The 21,502-nt window shown below is 40.3% G+C and carries 14 protein-coding genes; 10 read left to right on the plus strand and 4 right to left on the minus strand.

Features of this window, described 5'->3' with window-relative positions; translation table 11 throughout:
- The first annotated feature begins 73 nt into the window (after nucleotides 1-73).
- The 10 genes from ACYIB7_RS06770 (at nucleotide 74) to ACYIB7_RS06815 (ending at nucleotide 16,853) form a co-directional block, all read left to right on the plus strand.
- Nucleotides 74-1,501: a rhamnulokinase gene (locus tag ACYIB7_RS06770; RefSeq protein ID WP_480338457.1), complete on the plus strand. Its 1,428-nt coding sequence runs from the start codon at nucleotides 74-76 to the stop codon at nucleotides 1,499-1,501.
- A 22-nt stretch (nucleotides 1,502-1,523) separates the two neighbouring features.
- Nucleotides 1,524-2,780 carry an L-rhamnose isomerase gene (locus tag ACYIB7_RS06775; RefSeq protein WP_480338373.1) on the plus strand — a complete coding sequence of 419 codons (1,257 nt, stop codon included), beginning with the start codon at nucleotides 1,524-1,526 and terminating at the stop codon, nucleotides 2,778-2,780.
- A 32-nt stretch (nucleotides 2,781-2,812) separates the two neighbouring features.
- Nucleotides 2,813-3,613: a rhamnulose-1-phosphate aldolase gene (gene rhaD / locus ACYIB7_RS06780; RefSeq protein ID WP_103983205.1), complete on the plus strand. Its 801-nt coding sequence runs from the start codon at nucleotides 2,813-2,815 to the stop codon at nucleotides 3,611-3,613.
- Between the two features lie 33 nt (nucleotides 3,614-3,646).
- Nucleotides 3,647-5,359: an alpha-L-rhamnosidase-related protein gene (locus ACYIB7_RS06785; protein ID WP_103983068.1), complete on the plus strand. Its 1,713-nt coding sequence runs from the start codon at nucleotides 3,647-3,649 to the stop codon at nucleotides 5,357-5,359.
- Nucleotides 5,360-5,377: 18 nt separating this feature from the next.
- A complete protein-coding gene (locus tag ACYIB7_RS06790) occupies nucleotides 5,378-8,008 on the plus strand; it encodes a family 78 glycoside hydrolase catalytic domain (protein ID WP_480338374.1) in 2,631 nt (876 codons plus the stop codon).
- A 16-nt stretch (nucleotides 8,009-8,024) separates the two neighbouring features.
- On the plus strand, nucleotides 8,025-10,220 hold the full coding sequence (locus ACYIB7_RS06795) for an alpha-L-rhamnosidase-related protein (RefSeq protein ID WP_103983070.1): 2,196 nt from the start codon (nucleotides 8,025-8,027) through the stop codon (nucleotides 10,218-10,220).
- Between the two features lie 188 nt (nucleotides 10,221-10,408).
- Nucleotides 10,409-11,371, plus strand: a complete 963-nt coding sequence (locus ACYIB7_RS06800) for a DNA/RNA non-specific endonuclease (RefSeq protein ID WP_103983071.1) — start codon at nucleotides 10,409-10,411, stop codon at nucleotides 11,369-11,371.
- A gap of 75 nt (nucleotides 11,372-11,446) precedes the next feature.
- On the plus strand, nucleotides 11,447-12,499 hold the full coding sequence (locus tag ACYIB7_RS06805; protein WP_103983072.1) for an efflux RND transporter periplasmic adaptor subunit: 1,053 nt from the start codon (nucleotides 11,447-11,449) through the stop codon (nucleotides 12,497-12,499).
- A gap of 11 nt (nucleotides 12,500-12,510) precedes the next feature.
- Entirely contained in the window at nucleotides 12,511-15,552 is a 3,042-nt protein-coding gene (locus ACYIB7_RS06810; RefSeq protein ID WP_103983073.1) for an efflux RND transporter permease subunit, read from the plus strand.
- Between the two features lie 5 nt (nucleotides 15,553-15,557).
- The gene (locus ACYIB7_RS06815; RefSeq protein ID WP_103983074.1) at nucleotides 15,558-16,853 is read left to right on the plus strand and encodes a TolC family protein; all 1,296 of its coding nucleotides are present in this window, start codon (nucleotides 15,558-15,560) and stop codon (nucleotides 16,851-16,853) included.
- A gap of 288 nt (nucleotides 16,854-17,141) precedes the next feature.
- Here ACYIB7_RS06815 and ACYIB7_RS06820 read toward each other — a convergent pair whose 3' ends face one another.
- From ACYIB7_RS06820 to ACYIB7_RS06835, 4 genes are read right to left on the minus strand one after another with little or no spacing between them, the layout of a single operon-like run.
- The gene (locus ACYIB7_RS06820) at nucleotides 17,142-18,695 is read right to left on the minus strand and encodes an STN and carboxypeptidase regulatory-like domain-containing protein (RefSeq protein WP_480338375.1); all 1,554 of its coding nucleotides are present in this window, start codon (nucleotides 18,693-18,695) and stop codon (nucleotides 17,142-17,144) included.
- A gap of 10 nt (nucleotides 18,696-18,705) precedes the next feature.
- On the minus strand, nucleotides 18,706-19,563 hold the full coding sequence (locus ACYIB7_RS06825) for a FecR family protein (RefSeq protein WP_480338376.1): 858 nt from the start codon (nucleotides 19,561-19,563) through the stop codon (nucleotides 18,706-18,708).
- Entirely contained in the window at nucleotides 19,560-20,102 is a 543-nt protein-coding gene (locus ACYIB7_RS06830) for an RNA polymerase sigma-70 factor (RefSeq protein WP_103983077.1), read from the minus strand. Before ACYIB7_RS06830 ends, ACYIB7_RS06825 begins: the two co-directional genes overlap by 4 nt.
- A gap of 54 nt (nucleotides 20,103-20,156) precedes the next feature.
- On the minus strand, nucleotides 20,157-21,413 hold the full coding sequence (locus ACYIB7_RS06835) for a carboxypeptidase-like regulatory domain-containing protein (RefSeq protein WP_103983078.1): 1,257 nt from the start codon (nucleotides 21,411-21,413) through the stop codon (nucleotides 20,157-20,159).
- Nucleotides 21,414-21,502 lie beyond the last annotated feature (89 nt).

A 21,502-nucleotide genomic window follows, 5' to 3' on the forward strand; every position in this document is an offset into this window, starting at 1 on the left:
ATCATTTTCATAAATAATATAAGGATTTGATTATTTATTTTTGCTATCAATAAAAGATATACTTGATCTGATGATGAAAAAATACCACTTTTTAGCTTTTGATATAGGAGCCACTAGCGGTCGTGCTATGGTAGGAACTTTGGAAGAAAACCATTTTTCCATTCAGGAGGTAAATCGTTTTCCGAATACATTAATTGAAATTCATGGTAAATTGTATTGGAATATATATCGTTTGTATGATTCATTGAAAGAGACACTGGCTCTTTGTGCCGGAAAAGGAATACATATAGATTCTATCGGTATTGATACATGGGGAGTAGATTTCGGTTATATTGGTAAAGACGGCTCATTACTCGGACTTCCGCGCGCTTATCGTGATCCATATACAAAAGGTACTCCTGATGAGTTTTTCAAGTGTATTTCCCGGCGGGAAGTATATGATTATACAGGTATTCAAATTATGGAATTTAATAGTTTGTTCCAGCTTTTCAGGGCAAAAAAAGAAAAGTGCTCGTATTTGGAACATGCGGATCAAATATTATTCATACCTGATTTGTTATCATATTTATTAACCGGGCGAAGAATCTGCGAATATACGGATGCTTCTACTTCTCAATTATTAAATGCCAGATCAAAACAATTTGAGACCGCATTGTTTGATGTGGCAGGTCTGCCATCAGACATAGTTGGTCCGGTTGTTATGCCCGGAACAATAATAGACTCTCTTACTGATGAACTTGCACGTAGTACAGGAATAGGAAAAATTCCTGTTGTAGCGGTGGCTGGACATGATACTGCTTCTGCCGTTGTAGCTGTTCCGGCTTCCGATTCTCGTTTTGCTTATTTGAGTAGCGGAACATGGAGTTTGATGGGAATAGAAACAGATCAACCTGTTATTAACGATGTTTCATACAAACATAATTTTACAAATGAAGGAGGAATAGAAGGGACGATCCGTTTTCTAAAGAATATTACTGGCATGTGGTTGCTTGAACAATGCCGGAAAGAGTGGAATAAAGAAGGATGTTTTTATTCTTATCAGCAAATTATGGAGATGGCAAAGCATAAGACTTCTTTTTATTCTCTTGTCGATCCGGATAACCCTTGTTTTACTAATCCTGTAAGTATGACTGCTGCAATTAAAACATATTGTGACGAAACTGGTCAAATTCCTCCCCGGGAAAATGCAGAATTTGTACGTTGTATTTTTATAAGTTTAGTAGATCGATATCGGCAGGTTCTTGAACTTTTATCTGAAATGACATCTTTTGATATAGATAAATTACATGTTATAGGTGGTGGCGCAAAAAATTATTTTTTGAATCAGCTTACGGCAAATGCCATAAAGCGTCCCGTGATTGCCGGACCTTATGAGGCAACTGCTGTTGGCAATTGTATGGTACAGGCAAAAGCTCTGGGTGTTGTTGCTGATAGATGGGAGATGCGGCGTATTATAGCTTCATCACTTCCTGTCGAAATTTTTTATCCGGAAAACAATTAATTTATAATAGTAAAATAGTACCATGATAAAAGAAAGTTTGATTCATCAGGCATTTGAAGTGGCAGTCGAACGATATGCTGCGGTAGGAGTGGACGTGCATAAAGCTTTAAATGATATGCAGAAGATTTCTTTATCTCTGCATTGTTGGCAGGCTGATGATGTATCCGGTTTTGAGAATCAGGGTAATTCTTTATCCGGAGGTATTCAGGTAACCGGCAATTATCCCGGACGTGCACGTACAATAGATCAATTACGCGCTGATATATTGAAAGCTAAGTCATATATTCCGGGACGGCATCGATTGAATTTACACGAGATATATGGCGATTTTCAGGGGAAAAAAGTTGATCGTGATGCCGTAGAACCGAAACATTTTGAAAGTTGGATGCAGTGGGCGAAAGTGAATGACTTTAAATTGGATTTCAACAGTACCTCTTTTTCTCATCCGAAAAGCGGGGATTTGACGTTGGCAAATCCGAATGATGAAATACGTAATTTCTGGATTGAACATACGAAACGTTGTCGCCTGATCAGTGAAGAGATGGGAAAATATCAGAATGATCCTTGTATGATGAATTTGTGGATTCATGACGGAAGTAAAGAAGTGCCGGCTAATCGTTTGAGATATCGTCGCATTTTGGAACAGTCGTTGGATGATATATATTCTGCTGATTATAAAAATATGAAAGATTGTATAGAAGCCAAGCTGTTTGGTATCGGCTTGGAGAATTATACAGTGGGTTCATACGATTTCTATTTAGGTTATGGGGTGAAAAAAAATAAGATCGTTACACTGGATACAGGTCATTTCCATTTAACAGAAAGTATTGCAGACAAAGTATCATCTTTACTTCTTTTTACGCCGGAGATAATGTTGCACGTGAGTCGTCCGGTTCGCTGGGATAGTGATCATGTAGTGACTTTGACCGATGATCTTTTAGATTTGGCTCGTGAGATTATTCGTTGTAATGCTCTGGATCGGGTACATATCGGCTTGGATTATTTTGATGCTACGATTAATCGTATCGGGGCTTATGTCATCGGTAGCCGGGCAACGCAAAAAGCATTTATGCAGGCTTTACTGGATCCTATCCGCTTACTTTGCCAATATGAAGATGAAAGTAAATATTTTGAACGGCTGGCTTTGCAGGAAGAGGCCAAAAGTTTACCTTGGGGAGCCGTCTGGGATATGTTCTGTTTGCAGAATGATGTACCGGTAGGAGAGTCATATATAAATGAGGTTGAGCGTTATGAGAAAGAAGTAACCGGAAAACGATAGCAAAAACTACCAAAATGAATAAAGAAACAGATATGGATGAACTTAGAAGTAATAAACCGCTGATGGCGGAAATAGATCGTATTGCAGAAGTTGCCGGCTATTTATGGGCTAAAGGTTGGGCCGAACGTAACGGAGGGAACATTTCTGTAAATGTTACTTCGTTGATGGGCGATGATGAAAGACAATTGCCTTCTATCTCTTCTTTAACTCCTCTGGCGGAGTCTATGACCGGATTGTGTGGACATGTTTTTTACGTGACCGGAACCGGAAAACGTATGCGTTATATAGCTCAGGATCCTTTTGCTAATGGGGCTATAATACGTATTTCTGCTGACGGAAAAGCATATGAAATAATAGCGGAACAGCCTATATCACCTACTTCCGAATTACCATCTCATTTGATGATGCATAATTTTCTCAGAAAGTCGGGACGTGATAGCCGGGTAGTCCTTCATACGCATCCGACAGATCTTATCGGAATGACACATTGCAAACCATTTACAGATTCGGGTGTGATTACGCGTACGCTGTGGAGTATGATACCGGAATGCCGTATTATTGTGCCTAAGGGGGTGGGTATTGTTCCATATGAGATTCCCGGCACATTGGAGTTAGCTCATGCAACTATAAAGCAATTGGAGAAGCATGATGTTGTCTTTTGGGAGAAACATGGAATTTTGGCTGTAGGAGAAGATATAATAGAATGTTTTGATGCTATTGATACGCTTAGTAAAGCAGCTCAAATCTATTTCAGCGCCCGTATGGCCGGATATGAACCTGAGGGAATGACAGACAAGCAGGTCGATGATCTTGTAGGTGCATTCAATTTGTAATTATATTGAGTAAAAAGAATAGTGTACCGTACCATGAAATATTACTTTACTCTGGTTTCTTTGTTTTGTGTTGTTGTCGGTTGGGCTCAGCAGCGTGACAGCCGTATACGCGAGTATCTTCCTCCTGTAAAGATACTGTGGCAGTCTTGTGATATTCCAGGAATAAATAATTTGTTACAACAGGGAAACGGACAATCTGAGTTAGCAATCGGTGATCTTTGTATACTAAAGAGTACGGAAAAGGAACAGGCATCTGTGTTATTGGATTTCGGTAGAGAGATTCAAGGTGGAATCCAGTTTGTGACAGGAATGTCGCCGTCACATCAGCCTGTAGCTGTCCGTGTTCGCTTTGGCGAATCTGCCAGCGAGGCTATGTGTGATATTGATGGTCATAATGGAGCATCTAATGATCATGCAATGCGTGATTTCACACTTCAGCTGCCCTGGCTCGGGGTGGCAGAAGCTGGTAACTCCGGTTTCCGGTTTGCCCGTATTGATTTACTTGATAAATCTGCGGAACTGCACTTGAAAGAAATCCGCGCTATCTCCATATATCGTGATTTGGAATATAAGGGCTCTTTTAGTTGTAACGACGAACGACTGAATGAAATATGGAAGACCGGAGCATATACGGTACATCTTAATATGCAGGAATATCTTTGGGATGGCATTAAGCGCGACCGTCTTGTGTGGGTTGGTGATCTGCATCCTGAAGTTATGACGGTGAGCAGTGTGTTTGGTTATAACGAAGTAGTTCCTAAAAGCCTTGATCTGATTCGTGATATTACACCATTACCTCAATGGATGAACGGAATCAGTTCTTATTCTCTTTGGTGGCTTCTTATTCAACGTGACTGGTATAAGTACCAGGGAGATTTCAATTATCTGAAAGCTCAGCAGAAATATCTTACCGGGTTGTTAGAACTACTTCTTACTAAAATAAATGAAAAGGGTGTAGAGCAATTGGATGGTTTTCGTTTTCTGGACTGGCCGTCCAGCGAGAATGCTGAAGCTGTTCATGCAGGATTACAATCACTTATGGTGCAAGCTTTTGATGCGGGAGTGGAATTGTGTTCAATTCTGGATGAAGAAGCACTTGCTGCTCGATGTAAGTCTGCGGCTCAACTATCACGTAAAGCCGGTCAGTATTTGAATCCGGCCGGAACTAAACAAGCCGCGGCTCTTATGGCTATATCAGGCTTGATGGTTCCCGGAAAAGTAAATGATATGTATATATCTGTCGGTGGTGCTAAAGGCTTCTCAACCTTTTATGGTTATTACATGCTTCGTGCAATGGCACTGGCCGGAAATTATAAAGGTGCTTTAGATATTATCCGTACCTATTGGGGCGCCATGCTCGATTTGGGGGCTACTACCTTTTGGGAGGATTTTGATATGGACTGGTTGCCTGATGCGGCACGTATCGATAGCCTTGTTCCTGTAGGAAAGAAGGACATTCATCGTGATTACGGTAAATTTTGTTATCAGGGGTATAGACATAGTTTTTGTCATGGCTGGGCTTCAGGTCCGACAGCATGGCTTAGTGAATTTATACTTGGTGTTCATGTAGTGGAACCTGGTTGCCGGGTTGTACGCATTATACCCGAATTGGGTGATTTGCAATGGGTGGAAGGAACCTTTCCCACACCTCATGGAGTAATAAAAATACGCCATGAACGTGATGCAAACGGAAAAGTAAAAAGTTCAATTGATGCACCGGAGGAAATTGTAATTATCAAAGAATAATCATAAACATATTAATACATGAAAAGACAACTTATTTTAGTCTCGCTACTCGTTTCCTTACTTATAATAACGGGCTGTGACCGGAAGAACGAAGGAACTGTTCCGGTTAATTTGCGTACCGAATATCTGACGGATCCGATTGGAATTGATACTGCCTCACCACGCTTTACATGGGAATATCAGAGTACTGATGACAGTTTTGTACCTACACATACGGAAGTCACCGTTTCTACTTCCCCTGATATGAAACAAAACAAAAAAGTGTTGAACTGGCAGAATAGTAAACCGGAAAACCGTATGTCTGAAATAAGTAAACTGTCGCTTCAACCGGCTACGCATTATTATTGGACTGTTACGGTTTGGGATGCCGATGGACGCGAATGCCGTACTTCTGAAGTGGCATCATTCGAAACCGGCTATTTTTCTTTTCCTGTCTTTTCTTCAAAATGGATAACAGATGGCAATAATAAAGATTTTGAACCTGCACCTATGTTCCGTAAAACTTTTACTGTAGGCAAGACTGTACGGGATGCACGTCTTTATGTGGCTTCTGCCGGATATAACGAAATGTTTATCAATGGAGAAAGGGTAGGAGGTCATTATCTTGATCCGGGATATACACATTTTGATAAACGTATTCTGTATGTTACCCATGATGTAACCGGTATGGTGAAGGAAGGGGATAATGCAATAGCTGCCGTGTTAGGTAATGGCTGGTATAATGTACAGTCTGTTGCTGTATGGGATTTCGAAAAAGCACGTTGGCGAGATCGTCCCCGTATGTATTGCGAACTTCGCTTAGTCTATGACGATGGTTCCACAGACAGTATTGTGACTGATGAAAGCTGGCGTACGGCCGTTGGCCCGTATATTTATAATGATCTTTATAGTGGCGATATGTATGATGCGACATTGGAAGAAAAAGGTTGGAACAATACAGGTTTTGATGATAGCCAATGGAAGCCTGTTACAGTTACGGCCTCTCCGGCTTCTAAGGTTGTCGCTCAGCAAATGCCGCCTATCCGTATTACGCAAGAATATGCTCCGGCAGATATGAAAGCATTTGGCAATAAACTTTACGTTTATTCTTTTCCGAAGAATATTGCAGGCTTCTGCCGTCTCAAAGTTAAAGGAGAACGTGGTACGCGTATTACTTTGAAACATGGTGAACTGCTGAAAAAAGATGGTCGTCTGGAACAGGGAAATATTAATATTTATTACCATCCGGTTAAACCTTACGAAATGTTTCAGACCGACGTATATACACTGCGGGGCGATGGTACGGAAGAGGTATTTATACCTGCTTTTACTTATCATGGATTCCAGTATGTGGAAGTGGAAAGTGATAAACCAGTTGTCCTTACTAATCAGAGTCTTACTGCATTAAGTGTGCATACGGACGTAAAACCGGTAGGGCGTTTTGAATGCAGTAATCCGATGTTGACTAAAATATGGGATGCTACAATGCAGGCTTATGTGAATAATTTACACAGTATTCCCACAGATTGCCCGCAACGCGAAAAGAATGGCTGGACGGCTGATGCACATGTCGCTGTTGATCTTGGTCTGTTAGGTTTCGATGGCATTACATTCTACGAAAAGTGGATGAATGACTTTATTGATAACCAACGCGACAGTATTGGCGATATTTCCGGTATTATTCCTACTGCAACCTGGGGATATGGTGATTGGCCGGGCCCGGTTTGGGATGCGGCTATGTTTATTATTCCGAATGCCCTTTATAATTATTATGGTACACAGCATAGCATAGAGCAGCTGTATCCAACCATGGAACGTTATCTGGAATATCTTAAAACGAAGGAAACACCGGAAGGTACACTGGCGAATGGAATTGGTGATTGGGTATTCTGGAAAACCTCTACTAATACGGAATATACTTCTACGGCATATTATTATTTGGATAATGTACTTATGGCGCGTTTTGCAGGTTTGTTGAAGAAGGATGCAACTCCTTATCAGCAGAAAGCCGGGGAGTTAAAGGCAATCATCAACAAAAAATTCTTCAATGCCGAAACGGGCGAATATGCCGGAGGTACACAAGCTGCTCAAGGTGTGGCATTATATCTGGGGCTTGTTCCCGAAGGTAAAGAGGAATTGGTGGCGAAAACTTTACGTGACAAGATTGTTGCAAATGATTGTTTTCTTGATTTCGGGCTGCTTGGTAGTAAAACTGTCCCTGCCATGCTTACAAAGTATGGATATATTGAGGATGCAATGAAGATGATATTAAAAACCGAAGCTCCATCCTGGGGCTATTGGGTGGAAACAATGGGATATACTACTTTACCCGAAACTTGGAAAATGAATGATAAATTTGCAGATGCTTCTCTCAACCACGTTTTTATGGGTGATGTCTCTGCCTGGATGATGAATACATTAGCCGGTATTAATTATGACCCGTCTTCTCCGGGATTCGGGCATATACTGATCACTCCTCATTTTGTGAAGGAACTGGATTGGGTCAGGGGAGATTATCATTCGGTGCGTGGACGTATCATGAGCGAATGGAAGCGTGATGGCAATCATGTGATACTTGATGTAACTATACCGGCCGGTTGTACTGCCGACGTGATTGTAGACGGTAAAACCCAATCATTGGGTAGTGGAACACATACACTTACTTTCTGATAATAATATATTACATATGAAGAAATCTATTTTCCTTTTAACCTGTTTTGTGTTCCTGCTTTTAATTGGGCAGGAACTAGCCGGACAAGGGCAAGCTCAATGGATTACAACGGAAAGATGCCAGAGTGCATCAAATACATGGCTTGCTTATCGTAAAACATGCACAATTCATCATGTACCGGATAAACTTCTGGCTAAAATTGCCGCAGATACTAAATATTGGCTTTGGATTAATGGAAAAATGGTTGTCTTTGAAGGCGGATTGAAACGTGGTCGGTCTCCGCATAGTACCTATTATGATGTGGTGGATATTGCACCATACCTTTGGGAGAACGAGAATACAATAGCCGTACTTGTCTGGCATTTTGGAAAAGATGGTTTTGCACATGTAAACAGCGGAAAGGCAGGGTTGCTGTTTGAAGCCATAGGCGAAGACGTTACTTTGTTGTCTGATGAAAGCTGGCAGTGCACACTTTATGATGCTTATCAGAATACCGGAGCACCTTATCCCAATCATCGTTTGGCGGAAAGCAATATCCGTTTTGATGCCCGCCGGATGATAGCAGATTGGTATAAACCGGATTTTGAAGGTTCTTTTCCGGGTGCACAACTTGTTGTTGCTGCTACAGAAACATTCGGAACACTTGTGGAACGTCCTATTCCTCAATGGAAGAATAGCGGGTTGATAGCTTATCCTAAAGTCAGGTATTCTAAAGCAGGCGATACTCTTTTCTGTAGTTTGCCTTACAATGCGCAAGTCACGCCATACCTGAAAGTAGAGGCAGGCGAAGGAAAAACAATTCATATTTTAACCGATAATTATGGAGGAGGTAGCGAATTGAATGTTCGTGCCGAGTATATTACAACTAACGGACTGCAAGAATATGAAAGTTTAGGCTGGATGAACGGGCATGAGGTTCTTTATATCATTCCCGAAGGTGTGAAGGTGTTGGATGTCAAATATCGTGAGACAGGTTATAATGCCGGTCTGGACGGTGCATTTCGTTGTGACGATCCTTTCCTGAATGAGCTTTGGAAGCGTAGTGCCCGTACATTGTACATAACAATGCGCGACAATTATATGGACTGTCCTGACCGTGAACGTGCTCAGTGGTGGGGCGATGAAGTGAATGAACTTGGAGAAGCTTTTTACGCACTTTCTCCCGAAGGTCAGAAACTGGCATTGAAAGGAATCTATGAGTTAATAAATTGGCAGCGTGCAGACGGAACGCTTTATTCTCCTGTCCCTGCCGGAAATTGGGCAAAAGAACTTCCTTTACAAATGTTGGCTTCGGTTGGATGGTATGGTTTCTATACCCAATATTATTATAGTGGAGACAGCTCTTTTGTTTCTGCCATATACGATGGCCTGCATCGTTATTTGCACGAAGTTTGGAAGACGGATGACAGTGGACTTCCTATTGAACGTAATGGTGGATGGAGTTGGGGCGACTGGGGCGAAAATGTTGATATGGGTGTACTTACAAACTGTTGGTACTATTTGGCATTGAAAGCAGAGCATGCCTTTGCTGTGCAGTTGGGAAAAATATCGGATGCAAAAGAAATCTGTCGTATGATGAATACGATCGAGAAATGTTTTAATACTAAATTCTGGACAGGAACAGAATATAGGGCTCCCGGTTATCGTGGAGCAACAGATGATCGTGCGCAGGCAATGGCTGTTGTTTCAGGGCTTGCTTCTCCCGAAAAATATAAACCGCTTTTGAAGATATTTAAAGAACAATACAATGCAAGTCCTTATATGGAGAAGTATGTTCTCGAAGCATTATTCAGAATGAATCAACCCGATTTTGCTATTTTGCGGATGAAACAACGTTATAAAAAAATGCTCGAATATCCTTATTCAACCTTATTTGAAGGTTGGGGAATAGGAGCAGATGGTTTCGGCGGAGGAACTATTAACCATGCATGGAGCGGGGGGCCGTTGACAATATTGAGCCAGCAGGTTTGTGGTGTGGAACCTACATCTCCAGGATTCAAGACCTTTAAGATCGCTCCTCAGTTGGGTTCTTTGCACGAAGCAGAAGCGGTGATTCCTACGCATTATGGGAATATAGAGGTAAAGATACGGAAGAATGGTCGTACACAGGCGTTTAGAATCAAAGTTCCCGAAGGTACTGTAGCTGAATTATTATTACCCGGTAAAAAGACAGAAATACTTTACCCCGGCGTACATAAACTAAATAAGTAAACTTTACGATAGCATAAACGAACGTTTTTTCCTATGATTTATAATTCACCCCCTTAACAAAGCTGTCTTGTTGTCATAATAATGACGCGTTTTATCATAATATAAACCAATACATTCGGCTTTGTCTGTTGTGCAACATATAGATTTTGTCTACTTTTGTGCCCGATCATCAACGTGGCAATAGGTGAATGGCAAAAGCTAGAAAAAAAACACAGACGCGAAAAAAAACAAAAAAACAAAACCATGCTTCTCTGTTTATATCTGTGGTGAAGCGTTCGTTTATTTGGATAAGTGTGGTAGTTGCATGTGCAATTGCGTCGTTGTTTGTATATAATTATTTATTTCCGGTAAAGAAGACGGTTCCGGTTTCTGAAAATCGGCAAGAAATTCCGGAAATACCTGAGAAGAAGATTACAAAGGCTGTACCGTCCGGAACTTCCTCAAAATCATTTAAACTTCCGGTTAATGCCGAAATTCCCCGTTTACAGGTTAAGCAGAAAGAACAGGTTGTCAAGCACGAAGGATATACTGTTTCTTATAATTCGGATTACAGGATTGCCAACTGGGTAGCTTATGAGCTGACTGCTGCAGAGGCAAAGAGCAAAAAAACGAATCGTTCTAATAAATTTGTTCCCGATCCGATGGTGAAAGGAGCCTCGGCTACAAATGAAGATTATACCCGAACCGGCTACGATAGAGGACATTTGGCACCGGCAGGCGATATGAAATGGTCGGCAAAAGCAATGCGGGAATCTTTTTATTTTAGTAATATCTGTCCTCAGAAACCAGGGCTGAACAGAGGCATCTGGAAAGATCTTGAAGAGCAATGTCGGTTATGGGCAATGGATAACAGAATGCTGTTGATAGTGACCGGACCTGTAATTTCTGACGATTTGAAACGGATGGGGAAAAATAAGGTAGCTGTTCCTGCGTTATTTTATAAGGTAATTTGTACTATTGTAAACAATAAACCCGAAGGTATTGCATTTTTATTTGAAAATAGAGATTATAGGGATATTTCATTAGAGTCGGTCGCTATCCCGATTGATAGTGTAGAAAAGGTAACCGGTATTGACTTTTTTCCATCTTTTCCTGACGATCACGAGAGCAGGATGGAAGCTGGGATCAATTGGAATGTATGGTTTTTTTAGCCGAAACAATAGCACAATACATTGTGTTGTATTTTATAGAAACAGATTAAAATAAATAATAAAAAGCGATTTACAATGAGTGGAAAATTAATCCCCGTTTTAGCATTGGCAGCACTGATATCATCTTGTAGCCAACCTCCTGTGAAAGAGCAAGGTCCTCGCCCTGTAAAATTGGCGGAAGTGGTTTCTCTGAATAGGGTGGAAAAGTCATTCAGTGGAGTGGTATCTCCTGATCAGTTTAGTGACCTGGCATTTAAGATGTCGGGACCGCTCATCTCATTGAATGTAGAAGAAGGTCAGAAGATTCGTACAGGACAAGTGGTGGCCGAAATAGATCCTCAGGATTTCAAATGGGAGTTTGAAGCCAAGAAAGCATCATATCAAACGGCGGAAGCTCAGTTGCAGCGTGCCGAGAAACTGTTGTCCAAGCAAGCCATTTCTAAGCAGGAGTATGAATCGACCGAAGCTGCATATTCTAATGCGAAAGCAGCATTTGAATATGCACAGAATCAGTTGACTCAAACAAAATTGCGTGCTCCGTTTGATGGCTTTATTCAGAAAAAATATGTTGAAAACTATCAGAAAGTGCAGGCTGGACAAGGCATTGTTTGTTTGATTAACCCGAACAAACTTCAGATACAGTACACAATGCCTGAATCGAGCATTAATTATTTTTCCAACCCATACAGCCTTTATGTGGAGTTTGACAATTACAAGGGCATTCGGTTTAAGGCAAAAGTGAAGGAATATGTGGAAGCGTCGCCCGATGGTTCCGGCGTTCCTGTTTTTTTGTATATAGATGATCCTGAGTTTAATTTGGATAAATATAAGGTCGCTGTTGGCTTTTCTTGCCGCGTGATCCTGCATGTGGAAACAGGAAGTTTTAATGAGGGAGCAGTCATGATTCCGATTTCCTCAATTGTGGCAGGCGAAGGAAATAATAATATGTATGTATTTGTTTACAATAGCCAGAGTCAAAAAGTTGAACGCCGTCAGATTAAGGAAGAAGAACTGCTGGGAAAAGACCGTGTCGTTGTTACGGAAGGTTTGCAGGCTGGCGAGAAGATTGTAACAGCCGGTGCCACCCGATTAGTTGACGGTCAACAGGTAAAAGTATTAACAGATTAAGCAGATAAACAATGAATATACCAAAATATTCTTTAGAAAATAAGAAGATTATATATTTCTTTTTGGCAGTTCTGCTGATAGGAGGTGTATACTCTTTTTTTAAATTGCCAAAGAAGGAAGATTCGCCCTTTGTGATTAAGCAGGCCGTCTTGGTTACGCAATATCCGGGCGCAACCCCTTTAGAGGTTGAAAAGTTGGTGACAGAGCCTATTGAACGTGAGATACAGTCAATGGCTGACGTATATCAGATTAAATCGGAATCATATTTCGGTATGTCTAAAATCTCGATAGAACTTCAACCCACACTGGATCCGAATTATATGCCGGTTAAGTGGGATGAGTTACGTCGTAAGGTAGCTAATATTCAGCCGCAACTTCCTACCGGAACGTCTGCTATTAATGTGAGCGATGACTTTGGGGATGTTTTCGGTATTTATTATGCCCTTTCTGCGGATGAAGGTTTTACTTATAAGGATATGCGTGACTGGGCGCAGAAGATAAAAACCGAGTTGACCCCCATACCCGGTGTTCAGAAAGTTTATTTGTATGGCGAACAAACACAGGTTGTAAATATTCGTATATCGGTTCCTAAGCTGGCCAACTTGGGTATAGATCCCAATTCTATACAACAGGTATTGCAAACGCAGAATTTACTTGTAAATACTGGGGAATTAGGCACCGGGACATATCAGCTACGTGTAAATGCCGAAGGAACTTACAAAAGTATTGAAGATATCCGCGATCAGTTGATTGTAACGAAGAGCGGGAGTGAGGTTCGTTTAGGAGACATTGCTATTATAGAACGCGGCTATATGGATCCGCCTTCTAACTTAATGCGTGTAGATGGTAAGCGTGCAATCGGTATAGGTGTGGCTACAGGGGCAAAGGATGATGTTGTTGCTGTAGGAAATGCCGTATCAGATCACCTGAAAGAGATGGAGCAGCTTTTCCCTATCGGCATGGAACTGAAAACGATTTATCCGGAAAACAAGATTGCGGATGAAGCGAATAATGGTTTTATTCTGAACCTGATCGAATCGTTGTTGATTGTAATTGTTATTATCTTCCTGGTGATGGGTTCCCGTGCCGGTATGTTGGTGGGGAGCTCGTTATTATTCTCTGTGGGAGGTACATTGCTGATCATGCTTATCTGGGGTGTCGGGCTGAACCGTACGTCATTGGCTGCATTTATTATTGCAATGGGTATGCTTGTGGATAATGCCATCGTGGTGACAGATAATGCCCAGGTGGGTATTAAGCGTGGATTGTCGCGTTATCAGGCTTTGATAGATGGAGCAACCAAACCTCAATGGGCTTTACTTGGTGCAACATTTATTGCAGTTTGTTCGTTTTTGCCGATGTATCTGGCTCCGGCTGCCGTTGCCGAAATTGTAAAACCTTTGTTTATTGTATTAGCCGTATCTTTGGGATTAAGCTGGATATTGGCATTAACGCAGACAACTACATTTGGTAACTTTATATTGAAAGAGGCTAAGCCGGGCGAAGCTAAAGATCCCTACGATACCAAGTTGTATCATAAATTTGAGAAGGTGCTGGCTCGTTTGATCAAACGCAGATATGTGACATTGGTATCTGTTATTGCAACCTTGTTCCTCTCTCTGTTTATTATGGGTATTATGCCGCAGAGTTTCTTCCCGATCATGAATAAGCCTTACTTCCGTGCAGATTTGATTTTCCCTGAAGGATATGGTATTGAGGATGTGGAACGGAATGTAAAGAATATTGAAAATTATTTGAAGACGAATGAGAATATTAAGTCTTATTCATTTACAATGGGCGGTTCTCCGGTTCGTTATTATTTGGCTAGTTCGTCGGTAGGACCGAAACCTAATTTTGCAAATGTGTTGATTGAAACCAAAGATGCTAAAGATGCAAAAGGGGAAGAGGGCAAGTTTTATGATTATATGGTTGCCAATTATCCTGAGATTTTGACTCGTTCGGCACTATTTGCATTGTCTCCGGTTCCGGATGCAGCAATTGAAATTGGCTTCATTGGTGATAATATAGATACATTGGTTGCATTAACCGGGCGTGCCCAGGATATTGCCCGTTCGAATGATATGGTAATGGAAGTCCGAAATAGCTGGGGAAACAAGGTGCCGGTATGGAAGCCGCTGTATTCCCAGGAAAAAGGTTTAAGACTGGGTATCACTCGCCAGCAGGTGGCTTATTCACTTCGCTCGGCAACGAATGGAGTCCCGTTGGGCGAATATCGCGAAGGCGATGTATTTATGCCTATCTTAATGAAAGATGCCGACCGCGATTCGATGAACCTGAATGATATAAAGACTTTGCCGGTTTATAGTGCAAAAGGCCGCTCCGTTAAGGTCGAGCAGGTTATTGATGATTTTTCGTTGGATTATGAATATAGCGTAGTGAAGCGTTATAACCGTCAGCGTTATATGATGATGCAGTGCGAACCTAAACGTGGAGCTAATACAATGGCTGCATTTAATAATTTGTGGACGGAAATACAGCAAAAAGTCCAGGTGCCGGAAGGGTATAAATTGCAATATTTCGGAGAACAGTCAGAACAAGATAAAGGTAATAGTGCAATTGCTGCAAATATACCTTTAATGTTCGGATTGATTTATATAACATTGTTATTCTTGTTCCCGAAATTTTATCGTAAACCGATTCTGATTATGTGTATGTTGCCGTTGATCTTTATCGGGGTTGTATTAGGTTTATTGGTATTTGGTAAATCTTTGGACTTCTTTGCCATGTTAGGTTTGCTGGGACTGATAGGTATGAATATAAAGAATGCTATCGTATTGGTTGATGAAATAGGCTTGCAGATGAATAGCGGACTGGCTCCGGTAAATGCTGTTATTGAAGCTACAAAAACGCGTATTGTTCCGGTAACGATGGCTTCGGGAACTACAATTCTTGGTATGTTGCCTTTGTTGGGTGATGCTATGTTTGCCGGTATGGCTGCTACGATCATGGGCGGTTTATTTATATCTACTGTCCTGACAATATTCGTACTTCCAGTTACCTATTGTATATTCTTTAAGATTAAATCTGAATAAGTAATATGAGAAATAAAATAATAATAGCTTGTTTACTATTGGGAGCTTTGTCTGTAAAAGCACAGGATGGCCGGTTTTCGATAGAAGAGTATAAACAGCGTGTTCTTGAATACAGCCGTCAGATAAAGCAAAGTGCGGAAGAAAGAATAGCTATGCAGCATGCTGTAAAAGCTGCTAAGACGGCATTTTTTCCGGCAGTGGATTTTTCCGGTAACTACCAGTATCGTATCAATAAATATGAACTGGGAATGGGAGACGGAATACCCGGAATAGAAATGGATCATAATACCTATAGTCTGGGTGCAACCGTAAACCAGCCTATCTATGCAGGCGGGCAGATTTATAATAACTATAAAGCTGCACAGGTACAGGGCGAGATTGCATCACAGGCGGAAGAATTAACTACGGATAATATAATCTATACAGCCGACCTGAATTATTGGTCGGCAGCTGCCCGCAAAGGAATGTATGAGGTTATGTGCCAATATGTGGATATAGTTCAGGAATTGGCAAATGTGCTGACTATCCGTTTTAATGACGGCCAGATCAGTAAAACGGATTTATTGCAGGTAGAGTCGCGGCTGAAGGAAGCGGAGCTTAATAAGAGTTCGGCATACAAGGATTATCAGATTGCGTTGCAGAATATGAATTCTTTAATGGGGGTTTCTCCTATGGCTCCGATAATAGTGACGGATTCCATTACAATGTATCAGATGCTGCCTTTGCAGGTGGGCGAGGATGTTGCTTTGCGTAACCGTCCGGAATATACAATTACCCAATTGGATATTGAGTATCAAAAACGTCAGATTAATTTGTCGAAGGCTAAATATAATCCGACACTGGCAATAGGATTCCAAGGTAGCTGGGGAACACCTATGTTGAATGTGAAAGGTTCCGACTTACTTTGGACTCCGGCAGTGTTTGCCTCATTGAAGATTCCATTGTTTCATTGGGGAGCACGTTTTAAAGAGGTAAACTCTCAAAAGGCACTTCTTCGCAGCAAGGAATATGCAATGGATAATACACGCGATCAGATAGCAAATGAAGTGGCTAATGCCTGGACCAGTTTGAAGGAGAATACGAAGCAAATAACTGTAGCGGAAGAAGCATGCAAGATTGCCGAAGAAAACCTGGATTTGAATACATTTAGCTATAATGAAGGTAAACTTCCTATTTTGGATGTGCTTTCTGCCCAATTATCGTGGATTCAGTCTTATAGCAGTTTGATCCAGACCTGGTATCAGCAAAAGGCTTCTTTAGCGCAATATAATAAAGCAATAGGACTGCGCCGTTTGCAGTAAATTTTGGTTTAAATGGATATTGAAAAGAGATTGCCTTTGTTTGAGGTAATCTCTTTTTATTTTATCTTTGCCCTGTCTAAATGTTAAAATATTGCATTAGCAGTGAAGATGTTTCGATAATTTTAAAAATGTGTTGTATAATATCTTTTTTTATTTGCTCAGTTTTATTAAATGGCGCATCTTTGCATGCAGATAACCTAAACAATCTTTTTGCCTTAAAGACTAATACCTATTAAAAACCTATAAAGCGAGCCTTTGAGAAAAGGCTCGCTTTATGATTTATTAGAGTTAATAGCCTGTCTCTTCTATCTTTGACGATATTTTACTTATGGCTTCATATAACTTTTCTTCGGGTAAGATAATATTAAAATTTCCCCAAAAGTTTTCATCATATATGAAATTTGTTTCCCCAAAAATGGTGCGGGTAGGGAGTATTTCGTTCTTTACAAAACGTTTTACGTCGGAAGTGTCCGTTTTACAAGTCACCATTTCGAACCATGTATGAAGATTATTTGTGTTAAAAAGTGATTTTCTTTTCTTAATTTTAAAGTATAAATCGCCTTTTACATGATTGATATAATATGTTTCATTCCATGATTTATAAGTTATCGTATACGAAACTTTTTGAGGTATGATTTTAAGTCCTTTACTTTTTTTTCGTATAAACATGTTGGCTGCATCTTTGATGTATTTGGGATTATATTCGAAAAACACACGGAGCAGGGCATAGTTTTCCGCATCGATATAAATTTCACCTTTGTATAAAGGTCCGCTTATGTTATTTTTTTGTTCGAAAGAAATGACATTTGCCAATCTGTTATCAATAACGGTAATATCAGTGTGCGCGTATGTGTACAGGTTTTCTTCGTCTAAAGTGAGAAAGTCGGGCAGGTTTTTAACAACATCCAATGTGAGGCACGCATTGATACCCGATTTTATTTTGGCGATAAGAGAATCATGGTCTTGCTCATTACTGATCCTGTGCATTTTTAATAATTTGACCTGGTCGCTATGCTGTATATTATTATATGGTGTTTTGTACACTTTAAATATAGCTTCCGTAAGATTGGCCAGTTTCTTTTTATGCTCTACACCTTCTCTATAGAATGTTGTTAAATAAACGGGCTGATCCGTATAATTAGATTTCCTTCTATCCAGCATTTCTTGGATTAATTTGACCGGATTTACCAAACGGATGACAACCTCTTGTATTGGAATAACTTTCGGTTCGAGTGCCAGCGTGTTGTATTTATCTATAAGAATTTCACTTCTTACTTCCTGAGGTTCGTAGCCTATATGTGAAAAATGAATTGTCGATTGCCGGAGTGAGTCGGGGAGCCGGAGCCTGAATTCCCCATTCTGATTGCTTATTGTTCCGATAGGATTTTCTTTTACGCTTATAGTTCCGAAAGAAATAGGTTCTTTGGAATAATGGTCTTGTAAAACTCCTCCAATGTCGAAATAAGTGCTGTCTTTAATTACCGGTGTAACTATGGGTATGGAAGTAGTCGTGTTTGTTTTTGACGGAAGGGATAGTAGAATATGATTGCCGATAATTTGCATTTGGATTTTATTGTTTCTTGTAATGGCATAAATAGCTTCCCTGATTGTATATTCTTTCTTTTTTAATTTTATCCTCTTTTCATTATCTATAATTTTGCTATCGTATATGAATAAGAATTCCGAACGTTCTGAAACATCTTCCAGTAATTGGTATATTGTACCTTTTTGTTTTGAAAGGACTATTTTCCGGTCAAGCATATCATTTCCGTCTGCCTGCATAGGTAATGATATAAATAGCAGGAAGAAGCAAATAATGTATGATGCTTCCCATTTTATCATGATCGTAAAATTAGGGTTCGGAAATGAATACTATATTCTTTTCACGCGTATATTTTAGATTTAAAGCTGCACATATCAGTTGGGCAATTTCTTCCGGAGAGTTGTTTATGAAACGGACAGTCAGGCGATGCTCTTTCATCGACGGGGTTGTCTCTATGGATATTCCCGGATTTGCCTGATTGACAACTTGCAGGATGTCTGCCAGCCGCTCGTCTTTGAATTGCATTTGTTTTGTATATCGGGCAAACTGTCCCAGGTCTTGTGTTTTACTTATTTGTAAACGGCGCGAAAGGAGGGTCGCTGTTTCTCCGGCATTTACAAACACACTTTCGTTATTCTGCCTGTAAGTTACTTTTACCGTGCCGTGCTGGACAGATAATTCAAATAACTTATTATTGCTGTTTTTTACGTTGAAAGCAGTACCTATTACTTCTATTTGCATATCTTCGGTTTCGATCAGGAAAGGACGTTCTTTATTACCGCTTACGTTGAAAAGAGCGTTACCTTTTAAAGATACGGTTCTTTTGTCGGTAGCGAAATGTTCCGGGTATTGTATCTGGGAATTGTCTGCCAGATAGATAACAGAACCGTCTTCCAGTGTTTTAACTAAAACCGTTGCATCTTGTTTGTTTTGCAAAGTAAATAACGCAGGCTCCGGGCTGACAGGACGATTTGTCAATAGCGCAACGGTTGCGGATATGAAAAGTAGTAAAATAGCTGCCGCCCATCCTGTATTCCTTACCGAAAAGATAACATTCCGTTTTTTTTCGGCAGTATCCGTAAGCAGTCCGTCTTGTTGGAGCCTTGAATATAGCTGGTTCCAGGCTTTATCTGTTTTACTGATATTTTTATTTGTTTGTTGTTTCATGTTGTATAACTTTCAATTTCTTTACGAAGTGCATGAAGCGCTTTTGTCATTTCCGCTTCAACTGTTTTTATAGAGATGGAAAGAGCTGTTGCTATTTCCGTGTATTTCATACCGCCAAAACGATGCATCCTGAAAATCTGCAGCCTGCGTTCAGGTAATTGATAGAGTGTCCGGTCGATTAAATCTTGGAGTTCTTTGTATTCTAACAATTCTTGTGGGGAAGACGTACTGTTTTCTTCTTTCGACAAGAGAACTTCTTTATACCGGTTTCTTACCTCTTGATGTTCCAGCACTTGCAAGGAACGGTTTCGTACGGCACCATATAAATAACTTTTGACCGAGTGGAATAGCTGGAGCTTTTCCCGTTCTTTCCAAAATGTATAAAATAAATCCTGTACTATCTCTTCCGCGGTATCTGTTTGTCCGGTTATGCTGGCGGCGTACAGGCAGAGGGGCGAATAGTAAAGCCTGAAAATACTTTCGAAAGCTTTAATGTTTCCTTCTTTAATCTTGGCAAGTACAAGTAAGTCGTTCAGCATAACCGCATTTTTAGTGGTAAACTTTTTCAAATATACGAAAAAGATAGCAAGATATTAATCATGTTGTTTTTTCAGCTTATAAACTGCCGATTCTAATGATTCTGTTGGTTCTATGATGTTGTAAGCTCCCCAAAAGTCTTCATCCATAAAATCTTCTACTTTGTCGGATAGCGATTGGTTGGACTTGAATGCTACTTTGTAAGGAATGCCTTCTTTTTGTTCTTTGCCGTCGGTTACTACCATTTCGGATAAAATAGTATAATTGGTAGAGAATAATTTCCGTTTCCAATCGCATTTAAACCGCACTTCATTCCGGATATAGCTTAGATAGCTGATGTTGTTTCTTTGCTTGTATGTAACGAGGAAAGAAACTTCCAGCGGTTTGAAACGAAGCCCGAACGGCTTTTTCTTTAGAATGGCGCGGGTGGCCTTATTTCTGTCATCCATACTAAGGTTGAATTCCGCCCGGCTGAATGCCAGGTTTTCTTTATCGATATAAAGCTTGCCGTAATATAAAGCGTATGGCAATATGGCTTGTGGTTGGAAATTAATTACATAATGAGGGCGATTATCTATTGTAGTGCTTTCTTCCATTCGGAAAGAATAATAGGGCAGTGATTCAAGATCAAGTAAAATGTCCGGATTTTTTGCAACATCGGCATATACTGATAGATTAGGGCCACCAAGTAACTTGACCACTAAAGTGTCGCTTTGTTTCTGACTCAATAATTTGCGTCCTTTGAATATTTGTACGCGATCCTTATCAACCCTTTCCCCATAAGATGTTTTGTAGATGTCTATGATTGCTTCCGATATATTGATGTAGCGGCGCCCTTTTTGGGCAGTTTCCCGGTAAAAACCGGTAAATAGATTACTTTTAGGACTGTAATTAGATGAAATTTTGCTAATAGCGGCTTCTACTAAGGAACGGGGGTCTTGTGCATGGATGATCACTTCCCGCAATACATTTGCATTAGGCGACAGCCATACCGTAACATCGGAAATGCTCTGGTTTTTTACAGGAATAATGTAGTTGTTGTATCCGATGTGGGAAATTTCCACATTTTTGGATACGACAAAATTATTAACTTTGACCAGAAATTCCCCGTCACCGTTGGTAACTGTCCCGATATTACTGCCCGGAATAGTTACATTGACATATTCCAGTCGTTTCTTTGTGCTTTTATCTTTCACAACACCACTGATGGTAATATATTCTCCATTGTTATCTTGTGCATTTAGCGAAGATGTACCTGAAAGTATCAGGAGAATAATAATACATTCTACTATTTGTTTACACAACGTTTTCATATCCGTATTAATTTAAAGTGAATATTAGAACCTCTTTGTACTAATAGGATCGCTCAGGATATAAAAACCCTATAAAAAAATACAGGAAT

The sequence above is a fragment of the Parabacteroides sp. KHUB-03 genome, assembly GCF_056640975.1.